The sequence below is a fragment of the Brevibacterium aurantiacum genome (assembly GCF_003932995.1).
Classification (GTDB): Bacteria; Actinomycetota; Actinomycetes; order Actinomycetales; family Brevibacteriaceae; genus Brevibacterium; species Brevibacterium aurantiacum.
The window spans coordinates 1,722,397-1,745,531 of the sequence record NZ_CP025333.1; the positions used below are offsets into that span (position 1 = coordinate 1,722,397).

Annotated in this window: 24 protein-coding genes; 13 read left to right on the plus strand and 11 right to left on the minus strand. The window is 62.6% G+C overall.

What is annotated here, in order from left to right; genetic code table 11:
• Positions 1-16: 16 nt before the first annotated feature.
• On the minus strand, positions 17-733 hold the full coding sequence (locus tag CXR25_RS07980; RefSeq protein WP_125240505.1) for a PIG-L deacetylase family protein: 717 nt from the start codon (positions 731-733) through the stop codon (positions 17-19).
• Between the two features lie 114 nt (positions 734-847).
• On the opposite strand from CXR25_RS07980, the gene CXR25_RS07985 reads away from it, so the two are divergent.
• Positions 848-1,516: a hypothetical protein gene (locus tag CXR25_RS07985; protein ID WP_226823798.1), complete on the plus strand. Its 669-nt coding sequence runs from the start codon at positions 848-850 to the stop codon at positions 1,514-1,516.
• On the opposite strand, the gene CXR25_RS07990 is transcribed toward CXR25_RS07985, so the two are convergent.
• From CXR25_RS07990 to CXR25_RS08010, 4 genes are all read right to left on the minus strand, one after another.
• Complete coding sequence (locus CXR25_RS07990) at positions 1,486-2,724, minus strand: oleate hydratase (protein ID WP_069599977.1); 1,239 nt, start codon at positions 2,722-2,724, stop codon at positions 1,486-1,488. The genes CXR25_RS07985 and CXR25_RS07990 overlap by 31 nt on opposite strands.
• A gap of 128 nt (positions 2,725-2,852) precedes the next feature.
• A complete protein-coding gene (locus CXR25_RS07995; RefSeq protein WP_069599978.1) occupies positions 2,853-3,437 on the minus strand; it encodes a hypothetical protein in 585 nt (194 codons plus the stop codon).
• A 284-nt stretch (positions 3,438-3,721) separates the two neighbouring features.
• A complete protein-coding gene (locus tag CXR25_RS08005) occupies positions 3,722-4,363 on the minus strand; it encodes a hypothetical protein (protein WP_125240506.1) in 642 nt (213 codons plus the stop codon).
• 134 nt (positions 4,364-4,497) lie between these two features.
• Positions 4,498-5,076 carry an HhH-GPD-type base excision DNA repair protein gene (locus CXR25_RS08010; protein ID WP_069599980.1) on the minus strand — a complete coding sequence of 193 codons (579 nt, stop codon included), beginning with the start codon at positions 5,074-5,076 and terminating at the stop codon, positions 4,498-4,500.
• A 55-nt stretch (positions 5,077-5,131) separates the two neighbouring features.
• Here CXR25_RS08010 and CXR25_RS08015 point away from each other — a divergent pair, with 55 nt between their 5' ends.
• From CXR25_RS08015 to CXR25_RS08040, 6 genes are all read left to right on the plus strand, one after another.
• Positions 5,132-5,512, plus strand: a complete 381-nt coding sequence (locus CXR25_RS08015; protein ID WP_226823797.1) for a YchJ family protein — start codon at positions 5,132-5,134, stop codon at positions 5,510-5,512.
• A gap of 188 nt (positions 5,513-5,700) precedes the next feature.
• Positions 5,701-6,159 carry a DUF2087 domain-containing protein gene (locus CXR25_RS08020; RefSeq protein WP_069599982.1) on the plus strand — a complete coding sequence of 153 codons (459 nt, stop codon included), beginning with the start codon at positions 5,701-5,703 and terminating at the stop codon, positions 6,157-6,159.
• 59 nt (positions 6,160-6,218) lie between these two features.
• Positions 6,219-6,728: a phosphoribosyltransferase gene (locus CXR25_RS08025; RefSeq protein WP_009885022.1), complete on the plus strand. Its 510-nt coding sequence runs from the start codon at positions 6,219-6,221 to the stop codon at positions 6,726-6,728.
• 13 nt (positions 6,729-6,741) lie between these two features.
• Positions 6,742-8,046: a carboxylesterase family protein gene (locus CXR25_RS08030; protein ID WP_069599983.1), complete on the plus strand. Its 1,305-nt coding sequence runs from the start codon at positions 6,742-6,744 to the stop codon at positions 8,044-8,046.
• 97 nt (positions 8,047-8,143) lie between these two features.
• Positions 8,144-9,226 (plus strand): winged helix DNA-binding domain-containing protein, encoded by a 1,083-nt coding sequence (locus CXR25_RS08035; protein ID WP_069599984.1) that lies wholly within the window; start codon positions 8,144-8,146, stop codon positions 9,224-9,226.
• A gap of 7 nt (positions 9,227-9,233) precedes the next feature.
• Entirely contained in the window at positions 9,234-10,184 is a 951-nt protein-coding gene (locus tag CXR25_RS08040; RefSeq protein ID WP_241212414.1) for a diacylglycerol/lipid kinase family protein, read from the plus strand.
• On the opposite strand, the gene CXR25_RS08045 is transcribed toward CXR25_RS08040, so the two are convergent.
• Genes CXR25_RS08045 through pdxS form a run of 3 tightly spaced genes read right to left on the minus strand, consistent with a single transcriptional unit; the run spans position 10,181 to position 13,246 of the window.
• A complete protein-coding gene (locus tag CXR25_RS08045) occupies positions 10,181-11,776 on the minus strand; it encodes a helicase HerA-like domain-containing protein (protein WP_125240508.1) in 1,596 nt (531 codons plus the stop codon). The genes CXR25_RS08040 and CXR25_RS08045 overlap by 4 nt on opposite strands.
• A 10-nt stretch (positions 11,777-11,786) precedes the next feature.
• Entirely contained in the window at positions 11,787-12,368 is a 582-nt protein-coding gene (pdxT, locus tag CXR25_RS08050) for a pyridoxal 5'-phosphate synthase glutaminase subunit PdxT (protein ID WP_069599986.1), read from the minus strand.
• Positions 12,365-13,246: a pyridoxal 5'-phosphate synthase lyase subunit PdxS gene (gene pdxS, locus CXR25_RS08055; RefSeq protein WP_009885016.1), complete on the minus strand. Its 882-nt coding sequence runs from the start codon at positions 13,244-13,246 to the stop codon at positions 12,365-12,367. Before pdxS ends, pdxT begins: the two co-directional genes overlap by 4 nt.
• A gap of 144 nt (positions 13,247-13,390) precedes the next feature.
• Between pdxS and pdxR the strand changes: the two genes are divergently transcribed.
• Positions 13,391-14,821: a MocR-like pyridoxine biosynthesis transcription factor PdxR gene (gene pdxR, locus CXR25_RS08060; RefSeq protein ID WP_114384709.1), complete on the plus strand. Its 1,431-nt coding sequence runs from the start codon at positions 13,391-13,393 to the stop codon at positions 14,819-14,821.
• A gap of 34 nt (positions 14,822-14,855) precedes the next feature.
• A complete protein-coding gene (locus CXR25_RS08065; RefSeq protein ID WP_009885014.1) occupies positions 14,856-15,263 on the plus strand; it encodes a hypothetical protein in 408 nt (135 codons plus the stop codon).
• Between the two features lie 9 nt (positions 15,264-15,272).
• Here CXR25_RS08065 and CXR25_RS08070 read toward each other — a convergent pair whose 3' ends face one another.
• The 3 genes from CXR25_RS08070 to CXR25_RS08080 all read right to left on the minus strand — a co-directional run bounded on the left by CXR25_RS08070 (position 15,273) and on the right by CXR25_RS08080 (position 18,739).
• Positions 15,273-15,917: a 4'-phosphopantetheinyl transferase family protein gene (locus CXR25_RS08070; protein WP_009885013.1), complete on the minus strand. Its 645-nt coding sequence runs from the start codon at positions 15,915-15,917 to the stop codon at positions 15,273-15,275.
• 3 nt (positions 15,918-15,920) lie between these two features.
• The gene (locus tag CXR25_RS08075) at positions 15,921-16,409 is read right to left on the minus strand and encodes a LapA family protein (protein WP_114384710.1); all 489 of its coding nucleotides are present in this window, start codon (positions 16,407-16,409) and stop codon (positions 15,921-15,923) included.
• A 101-nt stretch (positions 16,410-16,510) separates the two neighbouring features.
• Positions 16,511-18,739 (minus strand): NADP-dependent isocitrate dehydrogenase, encoded by a 2,229-nt coding sequence (locus CXR25_RS08080; RefSeq protein ID WP_009885011.1) that lies wholly within the window; start codon positions 18,737-18,739, stop codon positions 16,511-16,513.
• A gap of 161 nt (positions 18,740-18,900) precedes the next feature.
• On the opposite strand from CXR25_RS08080, the gene CXR25_RS08085 reads away from it, so the two are divergent.
• The 4 genes from CXR25_RS08085 (at position 18,901) to CXR25_RS08100 (ending at position 23,135) form a co-directional block, all read left to right on the plus strand.
• Entirely contained in the window at positions 18,901-19,542 is a 642-nt protein-coding gene (locus CXR25_RS08085; protein ID WP_009885010.1) for a thymidine kinase, read from the plus strand.
• Positions 19,543-19,605: 63 nt separating this feature from the next.
• The gene (locus CXR25_RS08090; protein WP_009885009.1) at positions 19,606-20,373 is read left to right on the plus strand and encodes an alpha/beta fold hydrolase; all 768 of its coding nucleotides are present in this window, start codon (positions 19,606-19,608) and stop codon (positions 20,371-20,373) included.
• A gap of 42 nt (positions 20,374-20,415) precedes the next feature.
• Positions 20,416-22,035 carry an SLC13 family permease gene (locus tag CXR25_RS08095; RefSeq protein ID WP_096146851.1) on the plus strand — a complete coding sequence of 540 codons (1,620 nt, stop codon included), beginning with the start codon at positions 20,416-20,418 and terminating at the stop codon, positions 22,033-22,035.
• A 29-nt stretch (positions 22,036-22,064) separates the two neighbouring features.
• Entirely contained in the window at positions 22,065-23,135 is a 1,071-nt protein-coding gene (locus CXR25_RS08100) for an NADH:flavin oxidoreductase/NADH oxidase (protein WP_096146852.1), read from the plus strand.

Consider the following 23,135-nt stretch of genomic DNA (forward strand, 5'->3'; position numbering starts at 1 on the left):
ATCGGTGGGCCGGGAGCTACATGTCAAACACCTGCACGGGCAGCGCGTACTTCACGCCTGCCCGTGTTCCGGCTTCCGAGGTGATTCCGGGAATCATCTCCGATGGAACCGGATGGTCGGGCAGTGCCTCCAGATAGACGGTATGGGCCTCCAGTGAACGCACTGCCCGGTCGACGTGTTCATCGTCGAGGACCACGGCATGGGTGGCGTAAGCGCCATTGACCAGCAGCTTGTCTGCCTTCCACGCGTCGAGGCCAGCCTCCTTGAGGTCGGTGAAGACCCACGGATTGTCGGCGTCTCGGATCGCACCGACAGTGGCAATACCAGCGGCCCGGTGGTCGACATGGTTGAGACCCCACGGCATGTTGAGTTCCCACTTGGTGACCATGACGGCGTCGGGTTTGAATTGGCGGATCTTCTTCGCGATCGCATGCCTGAGCTCGAGGTTCGGTTCGAGGAGTCCGTCGGGGAACTCGAGGATCTCAAGGTCTTCGACCCCAACGATCGTGCACGCCTGTCGCTGCTCATCTGCGCGCAGCGGGGCGACCTTCTCAGGGTTCATGTCCCTGATTCCCGCCTCGCCACGGGTCAGCAGCAGGTAGGACACGGGCTTACCTTGGTCTGTCCATTTTGCGACGGCCGCGGAGGCGCCGTATTCCATGTCATCGGGGTGGGCGACGATGCACAGGAGTCGGGTCACATCATCGTCGTTGAAGATCGGGAGTTCAGTCATGGTCCCAGGCTAAGGCCCCGGCGGCGCTTGTGCCAGAGCAGTCGGCGGGTCCTGTGGGTACTATGTGTATGGCGTTGTCGACGCAGTGCCGTTCCCTGATTCGAAAGCAGGCCCATGTATCGGAGTCTCCTCCTGGCATCCGTGGTGGTGCTGGGTCTGTTCCTCTCCGGATGCTCTGCGCTGCGCATCAGCACCGCTGAGGGCGATTCGAAGCCGATCGCCGTCGGTATCGATGACGGCTCCGAAGCGCAGTCGTCGCAGGATTCCGAGACTCCTGCGATCCCGTCCGGCATGTCTCAGGTGACGGCTGATCTGGGCCCGGAGTGCCCGATCAAGGTGCAGCTGGCCATGGATGGGCAGTGGAACGATGATCTCGCCTACGACAGTTATCAGCTCTACAGCCGCGACAACGGTGCCATCATCACCGTCAACTGCTATGAGGCCGGCGACGACACGGCACAGTCCGTCGTCGCCTCGGCCCAGGAACAGACCTTCGGTGAGTCCGGTTCGAGCATTCTAGAAGAGAAGACCGGGACGGTGACCGGTGGTCAATACTGGACAGTCCACGGGTTGCTCGCAGGCCAGGAGGTCCGAGCCATCGACCAAACCGACTCTGTGCTCTTCGGTGCTGTGGCCGGGATCTCCGACAACGGTCGACTCTACAAAGTCAGCGTCGAAATGGTCACGCTTGCCAGCGACGAAACCACTGCTGAACTCTTTGCACAGATGCTGCCGACCGTTCGTTTCGCCGATCAGGGTCTCGATACGCCGGCTTTCTCCTGACCCGGTACGTGCTGTGCTCGTGCGCGCCGTTTCAGCAGCTCTCGGGCCGCGATCCTGCCAGCGCGAGTAGCACCGACGGTTGAGCTCGCGGACCCGTACCCGACGAGGAAGATCCGTCTGTCGTCTTTGACCGCGACCTCGGTCTCCATGGAGATTCCACCGTCGGGTGTGCGCAGACGCAGCGGTGCCAGATGGTTAAGAGCGGCCCGGAAACCGGTGTTCCAGAAGATGACATCGACCTCTTCGACACGTTCGTCTTCGAAAGGCTGCCAGGATTCGGGCAGCGCCAGGTGGTCGCTTGCTGAGGGGCCAAGCCCTTCCGAGGTTGACTGTTCTTTGGCAGCCTGGCCCGGGAAATGGACTCCGTGAGGCAAGATTGCGTCGATCATTCCGCGTGAGACGAGCACCCCGGATTCGACGCCGTCGAGAAAGTCCTGGCGGACAGGTAGTCCCGTGGTGCGAACGACGCTGGCTGGGGCGAGGCCAGCCAATGTGCGAGACCGCACGGCTCGTTCAACCTCGAGGCCCCAGTTGCCGTCGAACTCCCGTGAGGTGAAATTCGGGGGACGGCGGGTAGCCCACAAAGTCTCGGTGACCTTCGCCAGTTCGAGTAGGAACTGTGTGGCAGAGATGCCACCGCCGATCACCAATGTTCTCAGTCCTCGGAAGTCTTCCACGTTACGGAAGTTCGCCGTGTGCAGCTGCCGACCTTCGAACTCAGCGATGCCCGGGACGAACGGCACGTATGGATGGGTCCAGGTTCCGGTCGCGTTGATCAGGTACCGGCTTGAGAGGTGAACACGTTCACCATCGATATCTGCCGTGATCTCCAGAGGTCCGGAACCGGGGGTGGGGGATTTGACCGTGACCACCTCGGCGGGGCGGACAACACAGAGTTCGAGTTCACGTTCGAAGCGCGAGTAGTAATCGGAGACCACCGACGAGGCGGGGACTGAGGGGTCTGGCGTACCCAGTGGAAAGCCCGGTAGATCCGCCACATGGTTCGTCGAACCCAGCGTCAGGGAATCCCATCTCTCGCGCCACGCACCACCGGGCCCAGCGCCGGCGTCGAGGATGATGAAATCCTTTCCCGGCACCAACCCGTCACGCCACAGATAATGAGCTGCCGAAAGACCAGCCTGACCTGCGCCGATGATGACAATCGGCCAATGGGAATCGACGAGCAACTCCGAAATGCGGCACACCATGTGGCCATTGTTTCAGGTTCCTGCCGTATTTGCCCTGGGAGGATGGTGGAGTTGGGTCCGCCCCATGTGAACGACGGTCAGGGCTTCTACCTTCGGGCTGGATTGAAGCTCCGAGCTGAAGGTGAAGATCAGTTGCAGTCTGGACCCTGTGGGTTCATGTAGCAGTCCTCGTCGACGAGATAGCGGTGGTAGCGATAGACATCGATGGAGATCTCGTTGCTTGCTACGTGTGCAAAACCATCGATGGGCAGCCAAGGTCCACCGTCCACGGAGAATTCGCCGCTGAACGTCGCGGTCATGTCGACAGTCTTCGCTCCTGTCTTCTGATAGTCGTGTCCGATCTGCGGTTCGTCGCCGGGACGTGGTTTCGATCCGGTCTTCGTCGTTGTCCCGCCGGTGTCGTCGCCGAAATCCCAGTAGAACTTCTCAGGAGTGACCTTGACCGTAACGGCGTATGTCAGCAGTGTCATATCGATGTAGCTGGTGTCTGCATCAGTCCAGAAGGCAGCCGGTTTGCCGATGACAGCCCAGTCCTTGGGCCAGGCATGGATCGTCGGAGCTGGTATGTCGAAGGTCTGGAACTGGGACTCTGGAATGCGGGTGGGTGGTTCTGGCCTGACGGGTGCACTGCCGCCGCCCCCTCCGGGACCGGGGCCTGGACCCGGGAGGTCTGCACAGATATGTCCGACTTCCTCGAGAATGCAATCGGGCATATCGGCCCCGCCGCCTCCGCCGGAACCGCCACCTCCGGAACCTCCTCCGCCGGAGCCTCCTCCGCCTGAACCGCCACCTCCAGAACCGCCGCCGGAACCGCCGCCTCCTGGGCCGGGTGGGTGTGGTGGAGGCGGAGCTGGATTGCCGCCACCGCCAGGACTATCAACCGAACAATTCTTTATGTCTCTCATATCGCAGCTCGGACTGGCGACGGCAGGTAGCGGAATCAATAGCGTGGCTATTAGGGCCATGAAGAAGGTGATAGCGATGCTGTTTCTGAGATTCAGCATCGCTTCTCTTTTAAGGATTGTTGTGTGACTCGCCAGCCTGCTGAAGTCTTCTTGATCTTGTGATTCATCGTGACGTGGTCAGAATCCGACGGAGGGTTAGTTTCATCCTTTGGGCGGAGGGACCATTCAGCCAAGTTGAAGCAGAAGTTCACTGAGACAATATCTATGTCTTTCGAGTTACTTGTATTTTTGACCTCGTCGATGGCGATTTTGTCTGGGGAAATGTTGCCTGAGAATTGGTAGGAACCATCACTGACGACTTGGACATCGCCTTTAATAGACTCTAAGGCGTCACCATTCGCGAATTTTGGAAAGTCTTCCGCGGCGGAAAAGTCACCCGAATACGCTGTATTCACCGTTCGAAAAAACCCCTCAAACGCAACCAGCGCCCCTTCTACGGCTTCCGTCTCCTCTGAACTCAGATCAAGGTCGGTTTCGTAGGCGGGGATCGTGGGTTGCGGGTCAGCGGCCGGTGACGCCGTTGAGGAGTCTTTGGCAGGCAGGGTTGAGGTCGGTGCAGCTACTGGGGAATGGTCTTCGCATCCTGACAGCAATAGGGGCACTGATAGTCCAGCGGTCAATGTCAGAGCTGTTGCAGCTCGAACGCGGACACGTCTGCCAAGTCCGGTTTTCATTCCACGCCTCTGTGGTAGATAACTCCGGCGCCGATGTATCAATCACGCCCGGAATCCCTACATTATGCGAGAACCTTGACTTTGAGAACAGGCGAAGTTGAATCTGTGGATAACCTGCCCGTCAGTGGAAGGGCCTACTTCTTGGCTGCTTTCGCGGCTGCCTTCTGCTGCTTCTTGAATGCCCGGACTTCCAACAAGGTGTCCTCATCGACCACGTCGGCGATGGAGCGACGGCTGTCTTCCGCCCCGTAGTCGCCAGCAGCCTCTCGCCACCCCTCGGCGTTGAAATCGAACTGTTTGCCGAGGAGAGCTAGGAAGATCTTCGCCTTCTGCTCTCCGAATCCCGGCAGTTTCTTCAGGCGTTTGAGGACTTCCGGTCCTGTCGGATCGCCCGAGGTCCAAATCGCAGCTGTGTCGCCGTCATATTCGTCAACGATCTCTGTCGCCAGCTTCTGCACTCGCGTTGCCATCGACTTCGGGAAACGGTGGACTGCCGGCTTGATTGAGAACTTCTCCAAGAACTCGTCGGGCTCCATCTCAGCAATGTCAACGACATCCAGCTTGCCCAGACGTTCAGCAAGCTTCGCCGGGCCGGCGAATGCGACTTCCATCGGCACCTGCTGGTCAAGCAGCATGCCCATCAGCAGGGCAAAGGGGTCATCGGCCAGAAGGGCGTCGGCTTCGGCATTGCCGGAGAGGAATACTGAACTCATTCGTCCATAGTGGCACGTAACCTGCTTGCAAGCACCTCAGAGATACCATCGAAATATGATCTGCCCCTGCTCCGGAATGCCACCCGGCACCGACTACGACAACTGCTGCCGTCCCGCCTTGGATGGACAGGCTTGGCCGACAACCGCCGAGGCTCTAATGCGCTCCCGCTACACCGCATTCGCACGCGGCCACGAAGACCACCTCTTTCGCACCTGGCACGCTAAGACGCGGCCCAGCGACATCGGCGTGGATGCTGACACCGTGTGGCTGGGCCTGGAGATCGTGGACACAACCGGCGGATCGGAAACCGACGAAACAGGAACAGTGCGTTTTCGGGCAACCTACCGGGACCACCTCGGCGAGCACACACTGGAAGAGAACTCATCATTCGTCCGCAGGGCGGGTCGGTGGGTTTACCTCGACGCCCTCGACTGAGCGGGCTTCGCACCCGCTGAACTGTGTCTATACTGTTGGCAGCGGCGCATCCATCGCCCAGCCACGGTCGTGATCCCAGCTCACCGATCAATCGGCGAAGGGGAGAGAATCCTCGGATGAACCTGTCACGGTGATCTCCTGACCAGGTTTCGTGCTGGGGGAGACTTGGTCGTTGAGGAACGAACGCCATGACCAAGCACAGAGATTTCAAACAGCTCGTCCGCCACCGTATGGCCGCGACCGGGGAGAACTTCACCTCCGCCCGTGCGGCACTACTGGACGACCAGGGCCGCCACCGGGCAGCAGCGACCGCACCCGAGGTGGAGGCATTCCGGGCCAAAACGCTGAGAACATTCATGCGCGAGGACCGACTGGAATCAATTCCCACGAAGCGCAAGGCGCTCGTCGTGATCCTGCTTCAGCTGCTCGCAGCCTTCGACTCCGACCGGACCTACAGCGAGAAGGACGTCAACTCGATCCTCAGCACCTTCCACCCCGACTTTGCACGCCTGCGCCGGGAACTCATCGACTACCGGTACTTGGAACGCAATGCTCACACCGGCCAGTACTGGGTGAACTCGGCGCTGCCCGAGCGCCGAGGCAACCAGCTCCAGGAGACAGCCGTCTTCGAAGAGTTTCTGCGCTGAGTCGGCAACCGCGTATCCTTGAAGCTCGGGTCAACACCGGGCAAACACAAGGAGCATCCATGGGCCAGGCATACCACGCCGATTCGACCGATCTCAACGACAAAGAGATCCTCACGTGGGACACATTCGGTACGTCGGCCAGGGAGATGGCACAGACCATCGCCGACTCCGACTACGACCCCGAGATTGTCATCGCGATCGCCCGTGGCGGCCTGCTGCCAGCCGGGGCACTGGCCTATGCGCTCGGCCTCAAACTCTCCGACGCCATCAACGTCGAGTTCTACACCGATGTCCACGAGACTCTGCCCGACCCGATTCTTCTGGCCCCGATGCTCGACATCGATGCCATCAAGGGCAAGAAGCTGCTCGTCGTCGACGACGTCGCGGATTCGGGCCGCACGCTCGCACTCGTCCTCGAGCTGCTCAAGAAGCACGGCGCCGAAGCTCAGTCCGCAGTCATCTACGCAAAGTCGGCATCCATCATCGACCCGGACTTCGTGTGGAAGCGCACCGATCAGTGGATCGTCTTCCCATGGTCGGCCGAGCCACCGGTCGTCGCCTCCAAATAGGCAGCAGACGGTGATGCACGATTGGCGGGATGTCGACGCCCCGTGCGGTCGGGTCAGAGCCTACGTCGACGGCAAAGTGATCCGTGCACGGGGCATTCGCTATGCCCGCGCGCAGCGGTTCGCCCATCCCGTCGACGAGCCACCCGTCGAGACCATCGACGGCAAAGACCCCGGCCCTGGAAGCCCGCAGTACCGCCGAGATCCGAACGCGGGAATGACCTTCGACCAGCTCGGCGGCCTTCCCACCAGCGAAGACTGCCTGCGGGTGAGTGTGACCATGCCCTCCGAGGCGGGTGGACACGACTCCGAACTCCCCGTGCTCGTGTGGATCCACGGCGGTGCCTACGTCGCCGGTGCCGGAGATGCCGATATCTACGATCCGCACACCCTCGTCGAAGAACAGAACATCATCGTCGTCTCAGTCACCTACCGCCTCGGCGTGCTGGGGTTCTTGGGCACGGGCAAACCCGAACATTCCAATCTCGGTCTCCTCGACCAGATCTCGGCCCTGCGCTGGGTTCAGCGCAACATTTCCGCCTTCGGGGGAGACCCCAGCAATGTCACAATCGCGGGACAGAGCGCAGGTGCCGACTCCTGTGCACACCTCATGATCGCCGAGGCGACCGAGGGTCTCTTCCACCGTGTGATCTTGGCATCAGCACCCCTGGGACTTGCCGGTGGCACCGAACCGATGAACTGGGCCATGGCGAAGGTCGCCGAGAAGATTGACCCCGACGCCAGCGTCGCAGACATCCTGGCCGCGCAGGACGAAGTGCACAAGGCCGCCATGGTCGGTGGACTGCACGCAGGCATGTGCTTCGGCGTCCACTACGGGGACTACCCGTTGCCGGCGAAGTCCGACACCGGAGCCGCATGGTCAGAAGCCGCACGCAAATACGACGTGCTCATGACCCGCACAGAACGCGAGATCGCGTTCTTCGCCGGTTTCGTTCCCGCCTTCCGACGTCTGCACAACCGGCATCTGACCTCTCCGATGCTTGAATCGCTGATCTCGGGCATCACCTCGGCGGTGTACACGCGTGCGGCCAAGGAATTCTACGATCGCCACCGCATGTCGGGAGGCCAAGGCACACGCCTCCTCATCGTCTCCCGCGGAGATGGCAGCTTCTTCGATGCCGCGCATTCGGGCGACCTTCCGCTGCTGTTCCCCGGCGACGTCTGGCACGACAGCTTCCTCGACTACGGTGAGACGGCACAGATCGCCGGCCCGGAACTGCGCACCATCTGGGGGCGCTTCGCAACCTCCGGTGCCCTGCCACGGGTTCCCGTGCCCGGACTCATCGACATTCTGGGCTGAATTCGGGCCGAATCCAGGTCAAATCCGGGTCGGTGAAGAGCCCGAGCCCCGACAGTTGTTTCCCACTGGGGTCAGTGCCGTGGACTATCGTGAAGTCATGGACTCACACGAAGTCTCGGCTGCCCGACTGATCGCCCAAGGACTCACCGATTCGTCGCACTCCACGAGTGCCACGACGCTGTCGGTGGTCAGCCATCTCGGCTGCGTCCAGGCTCAGGCTCTGGGAGGTGCACTGGTCTCGATCGCTCTGCGCACCGGCACCTCGGTCACAGCCGTCCGTGAGGCCATGAACGCCGGAGACATCGTCAGGACGTGGACACAGCGGGGCACAATCCATCTGGTCGCCGCCGAGGATCTCGGATGGGTTCTCCAACTGACGGGACAGCGCACACTCAAAGCCGTGGCAAAGCGGCGCGAGGTCTTCGGCATCACTGACGCGATGGTCGATTCCGCCGCACTACTGGCCGAAGAGACGATTCGTGAGCGCGGTCCGGTCACCCGTCAGGAACTGCTCGATGCCTTTGCACCACTGCAGGCGGGCAAGGAATACGGGCACGAACGCTACCTCATCACCACCCTGGCCCTGCGCAACATCATCGCCCAAGGTCCAATGGTCGAGGACAAGGACGACATGAAGTACGTCCTCACCGCGGACTGGATCCCGAACCCTGTCGATCTCGACGCAGAGGCGGCCCTGCACGAATGGATGCGACGCTATGTCCTCAGCCATGGGCCCGTCACAGTCGACGACGCCGCACGCTGGACCGGGCTGCCCAAGACCCCGGTGCGCCAGGCCCTTGCCGCTGCCGTCGCCGAGACAGAGATCGTCGAAATCAGCATCGACGGCCGTAACTATTACCAGGCGCCCGATCTGGACGATCGTGTGCACGAGAACCGCAAGCAGGCCAGCGAACTCCTGCTGCTGCCCGGCTTCGACGAGATCATTTTGGGATACAAAGACCGCAGCGCCACCCTCGACCCGACACACGAGAAGCTCGTCGTCCCCGGCGGCAACGGCATGTTCAAGAACACTCTCATCCACGGCACCCGAGCGCGGGCAACATGGAAGCGTTCACCGCGCAAGACCGGGCCCCGCCTGATCATCGAACCCTTCGACGACGAAACCGTCGACGTCGCCCGCGCCGAGGTTGTGGCCGCCACCCACCCAGCCTTCGTCTGAGTCAGTGATGAAGGTCGGAATCCTCATCAATCCCAAACACGGGCACACCATGCGTGCCTACAGCGAACTTGTCGAGATCATCAGACGAAGTCACACCAGGTATCGCAGTGCCACAACGACAAAGCAGTGGCCAGGTGTCGAGCAGGCCTCGAAGCTGCTTGACTGGGGTGCCGATCTCATCGTCATCCTCGGCGGCGATGGCACGCTGCGTGTGAGTGCTCCGGTGCTGGCGTCGGCGAATGTTCCTGTCCTCATCATTCCGACCGGAACTGCGAATGTCCTGTCCAAGCACATCGGAATCCGATCGGCGGGGTATGCGCTGAAGCTGGCCGACATGCATTTGGGGTCTCGGTCGATGCCCGTCTGCCACGTTCCCGTCAACGAAGCAGACTGTTTCACCTCGACTGGTTCACGCCGTGAGCACTTCGTGTCATTGGCAGGAATCGGGGGAGATGCGATCGCAATATCCGAGAACGCGCGATTGCCGGCGGCCCTCAGGTTGGGAGTTCTCGGCTATGCCTACGGTGCCAGCCGGGCGCTCTTCACCCCACTGATCAAGGCCCGACTCAAGGACCCACACCCGGCCAGCCCACAGTTCGAGGGCACGACTGTCACCGAGGTGTGGTCGGTGATGGCAGCGAAGACTTCTCGACCTGCCGGACCAATCCCGGTATTCGACCACGCCGAGGTGGGCGCAGGTAAGTTCGAATTTCTCGCTGTAGAGCTGAGGTCGACACAACCCGGTGACCTCCTCGTCGAATGGGCGCAGATCGGCTGGGCCAGTGTGAACTGCCGACCGGCATCTCACCCCTCGATGCACTACTGGCGAGGAACTGAACTCAGCATCCGCCTTGAGGCTCCGGCTCCGGTCCAACTCGACGGCGACCTCATCGGGGACTGCCGTCGGCTGGACCTGCGAGCCGGAACGACCGCACTGACGATCATCACAGCGAATTAGCGTCGACGACGTGAGGTTCCGAAGATTCCGCGTGTGATCTCTCGGACTGCGGTGCGAGTGAACTGCTTGAACGCAGAGGACTTCACGACCTTGGAGAACATGTTGTCCTCCTCCTTCTGGCCCGCCCCCGAGCTCGATCGAGAATCCGACCGTGAACCTGATCCGGACTGGGATCCCTGCGACGAGTCCTCGGGGAACGCCACCTTGTTTCCGGCCGCCTGCTCCTCGTCGTGGGCCTCGGAGCCGGACTCCAGGCGCTTCGTGAGAATCTCACGCGCCGACTCATTGTCGATGGCGGTCCCGTACTTCTCGTGTTGCGAAGATGCCGCGACGGCCGATTTGATCTCGTCCTCGGACATCGGACCCATCTGCGACTCGGGCGCGCGCATCCTCGTGGGCGCCACGGGTGTGGGTGCACCCTCGGGGTCCATCACCGTCACGACTGCCTCGCCGATGCCCAGCGTCGTCAGCAGCGATTCGAGGTCGTAGTCGGACTTCGGGAATGTCTGCACGGTCGACTTCAGAGCTTTGGCATCGTTGGGAGTATGCGCCCGCAGCTGATGCTGAATGCGCGAACCCAGTTGGGCGAGCACATCTTCGGGGACGTCCTTCGGTGTCTGCGTGACGAAGAAGACGCCGACTCCCTTGGACCGGATGAGACGCACGGTCTGCGTCACCGACTGCAGGAACGCCTTCGATGCATCGGCGAAGAGGAGATGGGCCTCGTCGAAGAAGAACACGAGCGAGGGCTTGTCGGCATCGCCGACCTCCGGCAGATCCTGGAACAGGTCGGCCAGCAGCCACATGAGGAACGTGGAGAACAGCGCCGGTGACTGATTGAGCTTCTGCAGCTCGAGGACGGAGACGATGCCGGCCCCGTTGTCGTCGAGGCGCAACAGGTCCGCGGTGTCGAACTCGGGTTCGCCGAAGAAGACGTCGCCGCCCTGCGCGGAGAGTTCGGAGATCTTGCGCAGGATGACGCCGACGGTGGCCTTGGACGCCCCACCGATGTCCTCGAGATCGGCCTTGCCCTCATCAGAGGTGAGGAAGTTCAGCACGGCCCGCAGGTCGGAGAGATCGAGGAGCGCGAGCCCGGCGGTGTCGGCGTAGTGGAAGACCAGCGAAAGCACGGATTCCTGCGTGTCATTGAGCTCGAGGACCTTCGACAGCAGGATCGGTCCGAACGAGGTGACCGTGGCCCGCAGCGGAGTCCCCAGTCCCGAATCTCCCAAGGTGTAGAACTCGGTGGGGTTGGCCGAGGCATTCCACTCCTGCCCCGAGGCCTCGAGACGCTTGCTCAACTTGTCGGAAGGTTTGCCCGCGGCACCGATGCCCGAGAGGTCGCCCTTGATGTCGGAGGCGAAGACCGGAACACCGGCGCGGGAGAGCTGTTCGGCCAGGACCTGCAGGGTCACGGTCTTGCCGGTGCCCGTTGCTCCGGCAACCAGACCGTGCCGGTTGAGCATCGACAGCGGGATCGAGATCGGGGTGTCCTTGTCGGGCTCATCCTCGTTCAGCGCCACCCCCAATTGCAGTGTCGGAGCATCGAAGGTGTATCCGGACTTGAGTTTCTGCAGCGTCTCGTTTGTCATGGTTCAATCTTTACACGGTCACGCTGAGGCTGTGCAGGAATTCTCTGTGGATCCTGGTATCGGCACCGAGTTCCGGGTGGAAGCTGCCGCCCCAGATATTGCCCTGCCGCACCAGCACCGGTGAACCGTCGTGCTCCGCGAGGACCTCGACATCATCCCCGTGTTCCATGATCTGCGGAGCACGGATGAAGGTGGCTTCGAAGTCTTCGGCGAACCCGCTCACATGGACGGGGGTGCTGAAGGACTCACGCTGCCTGCCGTAGGCGTTGCGGGCCACCGTGATATCGAGCCCGCCGAGGCGGTCGAAGCCGTCCAGCGAATCATCCGTGAGTCGATCGGCGAGGAGGATGAGTCCCGCACACGTGCCGAAGATCGGCAGACCGGACTGGATCTTGTCACTGAGTGTGGGGAAGAGTCCGGTTCCGGCGGCAATGCGGACCATGGCCGATGACTCGCCTCCGGGCACGATGAGCGAATCGATGGAATCAAGGTGCTCGGGCCTCGTGACCTTGCTGGAGCTGACCCCCAGGGAGTCGAGCACGCCGAGGTGCTCGCGAAAGGCTCCCTGGAGGCTGAGGACGCCGACTCTCACCAGCCGCGCTCTGCCAGGCGGTGGGGTGCAGCGACGTCGGTGACATTGATGCCGACCATCGCATCGCCGAGCCCACGTGAGGCCTTCGCAACGGCGATGGGATCGTCGAAGTGAGTGGTCGCCTCGACGATGGCCTTGGCTCGTGCCTCAGGGTTGCCGGACTTGAAGATGCCGGAACCGACGAAGACGCCGTCAGCGCCGAGCTGCATCATCATGGCCGCGTCGGCGGGAGTGGCGATGCCGCCGGCAACGAAGGTCACGACGGGCAGACGTCCGAGGCCTGCGACCTGCTTGACCAGCTGGTACGGGGCTGCAATCTCCTTCGCAGCAACATAGAGCTCGTCTTCGCTCTTGGCTCCCAGCGCCCTGATCTCGGAGTTGATGGTCCGCAGATGGCGCATCGCCTCGGAGACGTCGCCGGTGCCGGCCTCACCCTTCGAGCGGATCATCGATGCGCCCTCTGTGATGCGGCGCAGGGCCTCGCCGAGGTTGGTCGCACCACAGACGAAGGGAACCTTGAAGACGGACTTGTCGATGTGATTGACGTAGTCGGCGGGGGAGAGGACCTCCGATTCGTCGATGTAGTCCACACCGAGGGTCTCGAGGATCTGTGCCTCGACGAAATGTCCGATCCGGGCCTTGGCCATGACGGGAATCGACACGGCGGCCGTGATGCCGTCGATGAGGTCGGGGTCGCTCATCCGGGCCACTCCGCCCTGAGCGCGGATGTCCGCGGGGACGCGTTCGAGCGCCATGACCGCCGAGGCGCCGGCGGCCTCCGCGATGCGGGCCTGCTCCTCGTTGACGACGTCCATGATGACGCCGCCCTTGAGCATCTGTGCCAAGCCGGTGTTGAGCAGGGTCTGTGTCTGAGTCATTGGTGTGGTGCTTTCCGTTCGAGGTGTGCCTGATGGAGGCGAATTGATTGGTGAGAACGGCCGTTCACCACAAGACTAGAACGACCGGTGGCCCAAGAAGAGTGCCAGAAAGTATGAAAAGTTTTAGGCCAGTATGATCGTGTCATGTCTCCAGCTCAGCCGACGCACCCCGCAGCCGCCCCACCAGACGTGGTCCTGCCGCGGGCCGACGGGATCGCACTGTCCATCGCGATCGACCGCGAGACGTCGACTCCGCTGCCGGATCAGCTGGTGGCCGAGATCAGACGACTCATCGCTGCCGGGGCCGTGCGCCCGGGAGAGCCGGTGCCCGCCAGCAGACGCCTGGCTGCCCATCTTCATGTCTCCCGGGGGACTGTCGAGACCGCCTACGCCCAGCTCGTCGTCGAGGGTTTTCTCATCACTGCCGAGCGCTCGGCCACACGGGTGAACCCGGAGCTGCCGAGCACTCCGCGAGCGTCCGGGCCACAGACCCGTCCGCCCCAGGTGCCCCGGCGCCGGCTGCGCAGCTTCGTCGACCTGCGTCCCGGGTTCGGAGGTGACAACCCATTGCAGGAACCGGCCTTCCGGAGAGCCTGGCGTGATTCCCTCGACCTCGATCCCGGTCCGATCGATGCGCTGGGACAACCGCAGGCCAGGTGGGCGATCGCTGATCACCTGCGCCTGACTCGGGGGATGAGCGTCGATCCCGACGACATCATCCTCACCAGCGGATCGAGAGACGGGCTGCGCCTGCTCCTGACAACGGGCGTTGACGGCGCCATCGGCGTTGAGAACCCAGGGTTTCCAGGCCTGCGACAGGCAATGACCGATCGTGAACTCATCCCCATCGACACGGCGCACCTCTCCGGTGCCGCTTCTGCCCACCTCGGCGCGGTCGTGGTGACTCCCAACCATCAGTTTCCGCACGGAACCACGATGCCCATCGACCAGCGGGTCAGACTCCTGGAATGGGCACAGGCCGCCGGCGTCATCGTCATCGAGGACGACTACGACAGCGAGGCCCGCTACGCCCGCACCGTGGTGCCGACTCTCTACGACCTCGCGGTATCGACCGATGCCCCCGCCCAGGTGGTCCACATCGGCACGTTTTCGACTCTGCTGACCTCGGCCGTGTCCACCGGGTACATCATCGCCCACGGGGAGCTGGGGAAGCGCTTGAGCCGGATGCGCACCGCCTTGGGGCCGGCGTTCTCCCCGGTCATGCAGTCCGCGATCGCGGCCTATCTCACCTCGGGAGGGCTGCGTCGCAGAATCTCCCGGGGTCGACGCAGGATCAGAGCCGCCGAGGCGGTCCTGGCCCAGATCGGTGAGGTTCCCGGTCTTGTCCACGAAGGTCGCACCCTCGTCATCGAGACGAGCGCGCACACGGCAGCACGGCTGCGCACCGACCTGGCCGAGCGCGGAATCCTCGTGGCATCGTTGGCGGCCGGTTGGAGTGCCGACAGTGATGTCCGGCACGGAATCGTCATCGCCCACTCCAACGTCGAAGCGACCGTGCTGCGTCAGGCGCTGGAGACGGTGCAGTCAATGCTCAGTGAGGCCGACCACCGGTGACTTTCGTACAGGGTCGGTTGAGTAGGATCGGAGCATGATGAAATTCGGGTTCGTCGCCGATGGCGTGTTCAAACTGCTCGTCGCGGTCGCACTCTGCGCGTTTCTTCCCGCGGTCGAATCGTTTCTGCTGGCACCCAGGTGGTTGGCGATCACGGCAATCGTCCTGCTCTTCCTCAGCGCTGCCACGGAGATCTCCTATGGCGCCCGCAGAGGTGAGAAGCGCTATGTGAAGTACCTGGCGATATTCGATTCGCTCTGGGTGGTGTCGACGATCATCGCCGTGATCCTCGCCCTTGTCGGAAGTCCGGCGGCGGGCCTCGTCTGGTTCGGATACACGGCTCTCGGCTCTTTGGCCATCGCCATCGTGTTCACCACCGGGGCCAATGGCCCCGATTTCGCCGAGGACGAGGCATCCGGTGGGTCCACACCGGCGAGCGACTGAGAGTGGCTGTCAGCGGTTGAACGCGATGGCCGCGTGGTATCCCTCGGGCAGACCCGATTCCAGGTCGAAGATCTCGACGTCGGGGTGCGGGGAGTTCGGTGCGGTTCCGGCTCCGATGTAGTCCATGCCGGGATCGCGGGCCAAGCCTGTGCTCAGAGCCTTGAGGAAGGCCTCTTTGCGGGCCCACACACGGACGAAGTCGGTCGCCAGCTCAGATGCTGGCACCTGCTCGAGCTCGGCTCGCTCCTTCGGGTGCAGCAGCGACATCGCCTCGGCGGCAACCGCGTGTTCGGGCACGGCCTCGAGATCGACCCCTATGGGATCATCGGCAACGGCGACCAGGACCAGTCGCCTGGCTCTGGTGACGGAGAATTCGCATTCCTCGACCCGGGGCTTGCCCGCAGAGTCGAGACGAATCTCGATGCCGGCGGGGTCGCGGTCCAGATGCGTGCCGAGAACATGGCGGAGAATGACCCGACCGGCAGCCCAAGTGGCTGCCGCATCGGGTTCGAACTCCGTCGCATAGTTCATCTCCTGCTTCGTCAGCGAGGAGAGATCGATGCGCGCCCATTCGGCCTCGGCGTCAGTGTCGGCGAGGACGATGGTCGAATCGAGCTGGGTGGGCAGGAGGGTGAAACCGGGGTGGGACTCCATGTATCAGCGGCCCAGAGCCTTCGAAATCTTCTTCAGCTTGCGGTTGAGCACGAAGATGCGCACGGATCCGATGATGCCGGCGATGAAGATGCCGCCGATTGCGGCGAAGAGCATGGCAACGCCCAGCGGCAGCTGGAACTGCCAACCGAAGTACTGGAATTCGGCGGGGACGTTGTTCTGCAGGATGAAGATGAGCAGGAGCACGACGATGGCGGCACCGAGGATGAGCGACGCCCACATTCCCGCCGACATGCCGGACCCGCCCTTGAGCTGAGCCAGTTCGGCATCCTTGCCTGCAGGAGTCGGCTCCTGGCGTTGCTCAGGTTCGGTCTGCTGTGCGGGCTCGATGCGCTGCGTCGGATCCACTTGCTGAGTCGGTGCGACCTCGCGGGTGTTGCCGGTCGCCGGATCCTCGTCGCCGAGCACGGACTGCGTCTCGGCCAGCAGCTCGTCGGGCGTCTGTGATTCGCCACGTGGGTCTTGAGTACTCATGCGCCCATCATAGTCGCTGATGGGCGCATGAGTGTGGTGTTGCATTCTCTGACCTGAAGAAGTGAGATCAGAGACGTGTGCTGGTCAGATCAGACCTGAGATCAGACCTTGGCGCTCAGGGTGGAGATGATCTCGTTGAGCGTGGCCGAGGGGCGCATGGCCGCGTCGAGCTTGGCCTCTTCCGGGTAGTAGTAGCCACCCAGATCGACCGGGCTGCCCTGGACTTCGAGGAGTTCGGCCGAGATCTTCTCAGCGTTGGTCTCCAGAGCCTCGGCAACAGGCTTGATGGCCTCGGACAGCGGTTCGTCCGTCGTCTGCTCGGCCAGGTTCTGTGCCCAGTAGAGGGTCAGGAAGAAGTGGCTGCCGCGGTTGTCGATCTCGCCGACCTTGCGCGAAGGCGACTTGTTCTCTTCGAGGAACTTGCCGGTCGCTGCATCGAGCGTATCGGCGAGCACACCGGCACGGGCGTTGCCGTGGACGTTGAACTCGTGACGGAACGATTCGGCCAGGGCGAGGAACTCACCGAGTGAGTCCCAGCGCAGGTGGTTCTCTTCCACCAGCTGCTGAACGTGCTTCGGAGCCGAACCACCGGCACCGGTTTCGAACAGACCGCCACCGGCGATGAGCGGAACCACGGAGAGCATCTTCGCCGAGGTGCCCAGTTCCAGGATCGGGAACAGGTCGGTGTTGTAGTCGCGCAGCACGTTGCCGGTCACCGAGATGGTGTCCTTGCCCTGACGAATGCGATCGATCGAGAACTGAGTCGCCTCGACCGGGTTCATGATGCGGATGTCGAGACCTTCGGTGTCGTGATCGCCGAGGTAGGCCTCGACCTTGGCCCGCAGGTTGCGGTCATGGGCGCGGGTCTCATCGAGCCAGAACACGGCAGGGGTCTCGGAGAGACGGGCACGGGTGACGGCCAGCTTGACCCAGTCGCGGACCGGGATGTCCTTGGTCTGGCAAGCGCGCCAGATGTCACCGGCAGCGACCTTGTGGGACAGGATGACCTCACCGGCAGAGTTGACGACCTCGACGACGCCGTCCTGGGCGATCTCGAAGGTCTTGTCGTGGCTGCCGTATTCTTCGGCCTTCTGCGCCATGAGTCCGACGTTGGGGACGGTGCCCATCGTGGTCGGATCGAAGGCACCGTTGGCGCGGCAGTCCTCGATCACGGTCTGGTAGACACCGGCGTAGGAGGAGTCGGGGATGACGGCCAGGGCGTCCTGGGTCGCGTCGTCCTTGTTCCACATTTTGCCGCCGACGCGGATCATCGCGGGCATCGAAGCATCAACGATCACGTCGGAGGGCACGTGCAGGTTCGTGATTCCCTTATCTGAGTTGACCATGGCCAAGGAGGGGCCCTCGGCGATGCCCTTCTCGATTCCGTCCTTGACACCCTTGGCCACATCGGCCGGGAGGGCGTCGAGTCCGCCGAGGATGGCGGCCAGTCCGTTGTCGGAGGTCAGGCCCGCCTCGGCGAGGGCAACACCGTATTCGGCGTAGACCTCGGGGAAGAACGCCTCGATGACGTGGCCGAAGAGAATCGGGTCGGAGACCTTCATCATGGTCGCCTTGAGGTGGACGGAGAAGAGGATTCCCTCCTCCTTGGCGCGTACGATCTGCGCCTTGAGGAACTTGTGGAGTTCTGCGACGTCCATCTTGGTGGCGTCGATGACCTCATCGGCGAGGACAGGCAGAGATTCCTTGAGGACAACGGTCTCGCCCGAGGCGGGACGCAGACGGATCTGCAGGGTGTCATCGGCCGGGATGACGACTGACTTCTCGTTGTCGCGGAAGTCACCGGCAGCCATGGTGGCCACATTGGTCTTCGAATCAGCGGACCAGTCACCCATCGAGTGCGGGTGGGCCTTCGCGAAGTTCTTCACGGCCTGCGGGGCACGACGATCGGAGTTGCCCTCACGCAGGACGGGGTTGACGGCTGAGCCCTTGACCTTGTCGTAGCGAGCCTTGGCATCGCGTTCCTCATCGGTCGATGGCTCGTCCGGGTAGTCGGGCAGTTCGTAGCCCTGTGACTGGAGCTCGGCGATGGTGGCCTTGAGCTGGGGGACGGACGCCGAGATATTGGGCAGCTTGATGATGTTGGCTTCTGGCTTCTTGGCCAGCTCGCCCAGCTCGGCCAGGGAATCAGCGACCTGCTGATCTTCGGGGAGGCGATCAGTGAACTGTGCCAGTACACGCGCGGCCAGAGAGATGTCTCGGGTCTCGACCTCGACACCCGCCGAGGTGGCGAAGGCCTCGATGATCGGCTTGAGCGAGTATGTCGCCAGAAGAGGCGCTTCATCGGTGCGCGTATAAATGATTTTGGCCATGGTGATGGACTACTCCACATCGTCTCGGGGTTTGACCTCACCATCCTACCGTTGACCCGGATGCGCTCAGCTTCCCGGTAGGGTTCTGTTTCGTCACACACCACAGGACACCCATCACGAACAACAGCAAAATCATCACGAACGACTCAGAGAGGACGAAGGTGGCAAAGCTCTACTTCCGTTACGGGGCGATGAATTCCGGAAAGTCGACCGCTCTGCTGCAGGCCGCCTTCAACTACGAGGAGCGCGGCCAGCGAGTGCTGCTGGCCAAACCCCACATCGACACGAAGGGTGCTGGCGAGATCGTCTCGCGGCTCGGTGTCACCCGCGAAGTCGACTTCCTCATCCCCGCCGGCTCTGACGTTGAGACCATCTACCGCGAACACGCCGACTACGTCGATCATGATGCTCTGCTGGAATCCATCGACACCCCTAAGGCAAGCGTGGCCTGCCTGCTCATCGACGAGGCCCAGTTCCTCGAACCGCTCCAAGTCGATTCGCTCATGCGCATCGCCACTGCTATCTCGGTGCCGGTGATGTGCTACGGAATCCGCACCGACTTCCGCACCAGGGCATTCCCTGGTTCTGCCCGATTGCTTGAGATTGCTCACACTCTGGAAGAGCTGAAGACCATCTGCAGGTGCGGCCGCAAGGCCATGTTCAACGGACGCCTCGTCGATGGCCAGTTCATCTTCGACGGTGATCAGGTGGCTATCGACGGCAATGCCGTGACCTATGAATCACTGTGCCCACGCTGTTATCTCCAGTACTCGGGCGGTAGGCTGAGTGCGGTGGTCTCCTGACCTTCCGACAGCACTCCTGACCTCGAACATCTCATCTGATCTCGAACCTCGCTAGGAGCACTCTTGCGCATTGCAGTCCACCCCCTCAACGACAATCCGGGTTCACCGGCCATCGTCTTCGGAAACGCCCTCGGTACGCGAGTCTCCCTGTGGGCGGCGGTCGCGGCTCGGCTGGCCGACGACTATCAGATCTACCTCTCCGACCTGCCCGGCCACACACATCCTCGGACCGATGACGGTGGCGACTTCACAGTCCCCGACCTCGCCGCCGGACTCGTCACCAGTCTGGCTGAACTGGGTGTGGAGAAATTCACCTACTGCGGAGTATCGATTTCCGGCGGCATCGGCCTGACCCTCGCGCTCGATCACCCCGACTCTCTGAACGGCCTCGTCGCCTGCTCGACAGCAGCGAAATTCGGCACCGCCGAAACCTGGGCCGAACGCATCAAGGACGTCGAGGAGGACGGCACACGCGGTCAGCTCGACGACACCGCCGACCGGTGGTTCGCTGCGGGCTTCCTCACCGAGGACATCTCATCGGGACCCGCGATCCTCACCGATCTCGCCATGGTCGACGATGCCGCCTACCTCGCCTGCGCGCGGGCGCTGACCCAGTACGACCTGACCGGCCGACTCGAGGCGATCACCACACCGACCCTGTTCATCGCCGGAGCACAGGATCCCGGCTCCACCCCGGAAGCGATGACCGACCTCTCTGCACAGGTGCCTGACTCCACGATCGTCGTCATCCCCGACGCGGCCCACCTGCCCATGGCCGAACACCCGGACATCGTCTTCGACCACATCGAGGCATTTTTGAGTAGGGTGTAGATGTAGTCCCCAGCATCCGACCTTGCTCAATGAGGAGCGCAGATGACTCAGGAACAGCACTCACGAAGCGAGACCTCGACCGACCTCCGCGAACTGTCACCCGGTGAGAGAGCGCCTGGGCTGTCCAGACAGACGGTGCGCATCCGCTGGACCGGCTTCCTCCTCGGGCTCATCCTGTCGACCCTCGTCTACGCGATCATGCCGGACGGGGTCGAACACGGCGCGAAGCTGACGGCCGCCGTTGCTGTGCTCATGGCGGTGTGGTGGATGACCGAGGCACTGCCGATCCCTGCCACCTCCCTGCTGCCGCTTGTGGCTTTCCCCGTATTCGGCACCGAGGTCGAGATGGACACTGTCGGTGCCTCCTACGGAAACCCGATCATCTTCCTGTTCCTCGGCGGTTTCCTCATCGCTTTAGCCATGCAGCGTTGGAACCTGCACCGGCGAATCGCCCTCATCACCCTGTCCATCATGGGCAACAAGCCGGGACCGATGATTGCGGGCTTCATGATCGCCACCGGATTCGTCTCCATGTGGGTCTCGAACACCGCCACAGCGGTGATGATGCTGCCCATCGGTATCTCGGTGCTGATGATCGTGAGCAAAGTCGTCGGCGGCGCCATCACCGATGCGGCAGAAACCGCGGACTCCGATACCGCGGATTCGGCCGCCGAGGTGCCAGAGACAGGGGAGGACGACTCCGGCCTCGGGGCGGTGGTGAAGTCCAACTTCGGCACGGCGCTCATGCTCGGCATCGCCTATTCCGCCTCCATCGGGTCTCTCGGCACCATCATCGGCACACCGCCGAATCTCTTCCTCGTCGGCTATCTCAAGGACAACCACGACATCTCCATCGGCTTCGGTCAGTGGATGCTCGTCGGTGTGCCGCTGGCGATCGTGATGATGGTCATCGCCTGGTTCCTCCTCGTCAAAGTCCTGTTCAAACCCGAGATCGATGAGATCCCAGGGGGTCGCGAGCTCATCCGCGAGGAATTGGAGAAGCTCGGACCGATGTCGACCGGGGAAAAGCTGGTGCTGGGCATGTTCGTCCTCGCCGCGGTCAGCTGGATCTCCCTGCCGCTGATCTTCGAGGAGCCACCGATCAGCGATGAGGGCATCGCCATGGTCATCGGCCTCCTCCTCTTCCTCATTCCCGGAGGAGCCAATCGCGGAGTCCGCCTCCTCGACTGGGACACCGCGGAGAAGCTGCCCTGGGGTGTGTTACTTCTCTTCGGCGGCGGCCTGGCCTTGTCTGCACAGTTCTCCTCCTCGGGACTGACCGAATGGATCGGCAAATCCACGAGCGGTCTGGGAGTACTGCCGACGGTCTTCGTTGTCGCGATCTTCGCCACGATCATCCTGTTCCTCACGGAGCTGACCTCGAACACCGCGACCGCGGCCACCTTCGTTCCCGTTGTCGGCGGCGTGGCGCTGGGACTTGACCTCGATCCGTTGCTGCTGACGATTCCGGTGGCTCTGGCCGCGACATGCGCATTCATGCTTCCCGTTGCGACACCGCCGAACGCCGTGGCCTACGGTTCGGGATATGTGACGGTGGCGCAGATGGTCAAAGGCGGACTGTGGCTCAATGTCATCGGAATCGTCCTCATCACGGTCACGGTGTATGTCTTGGCCGTACCAGTATTCAACATCGTGCTCTGAACGACGAGAAATCTTGGCAGACTGGTGGCATGACTCAACTCTTCTCACCCATGACAATGCGCGGAACTGAGATCGCCAACCGCATCTGGCTCGCCCCGATGTGCCAGTACTCCTGCGAGTCCGAAGATGGGATGCCCAGCACCTGGCATCTCGTTCACCTGGGCGCGCGTGCCCAGGGCGGGTTCGGGCTCATCCTCACCGAGGCCTCTGCTGTCCTCCCCGAGGGACGAATCTCACCTCAAGATGCCGGCATCTGGAATGACGATCAGGCAGAAGCCTGGTCCTCGATCACCGATTTCGTCCATTCGCAGGGCAGTCGCATCGGTGTGCAGCTGGCACACGCGGGCCGCAAGGCCAGCACCTACCGTCCTTTCGAGGGCAACCCTCGGGGCAGCGTCCCCGAATCCGAGGGCGGTTGGCCCACCCTCGGTGCCAGCGCCATCGCCTATCCCGGATACGACGCGCCGCAGGAGATGACGAAGGACGACATCGCCGAGGTGGTCGATGCCTTCGCCGCGGCCGCTGTCCGAGCCATCGATGCCGGATTCGACCTCGTCGAACTCCACGCCGCCCACGGCTACCTGCTCCATTCGTTCCTGTCTCCGCTGTCGAATGAACGCAGCGATGAGTACGGCGGCGACCTCGCCGGACGTTCGCGAATGCTGACCGAGACCTACCAGGCCGTGCGCGCGGCCGTGGGCGAGGAGGTGCCCGTATTCGTCCGTCTCTCTGCCAGCGAATGGCGTGAAGGCGGCTTCGACATCGCCGAGGCCGTCGTGGTCTCCCGTGACCTCAAGGAACGCGGTGTCGACCTCATCGATGTCTCCTCCGGAGGCAACTTCCCGGTCAAGGTTCCCGTCGGCCCCGGATACCAGGTGCCGCTGTCGGCGGCGATCCGCGCAGAAGGTGTGAGAACAGGCAGCGTCGGCCTCATCACCGATCCTGGACAGGCGGAGACGATCCTAGCCTCGGAACAGGCCGACGCGATCTTCCTGGCCCGGGCGGCACTGCGCGAACCGGCCTGGCCGCAGCGAGCAGCCCACGATCTCGGAGTCGAACCGGGACCGTATCCACCGCAGTACACAAGAGGAGCATGGTGA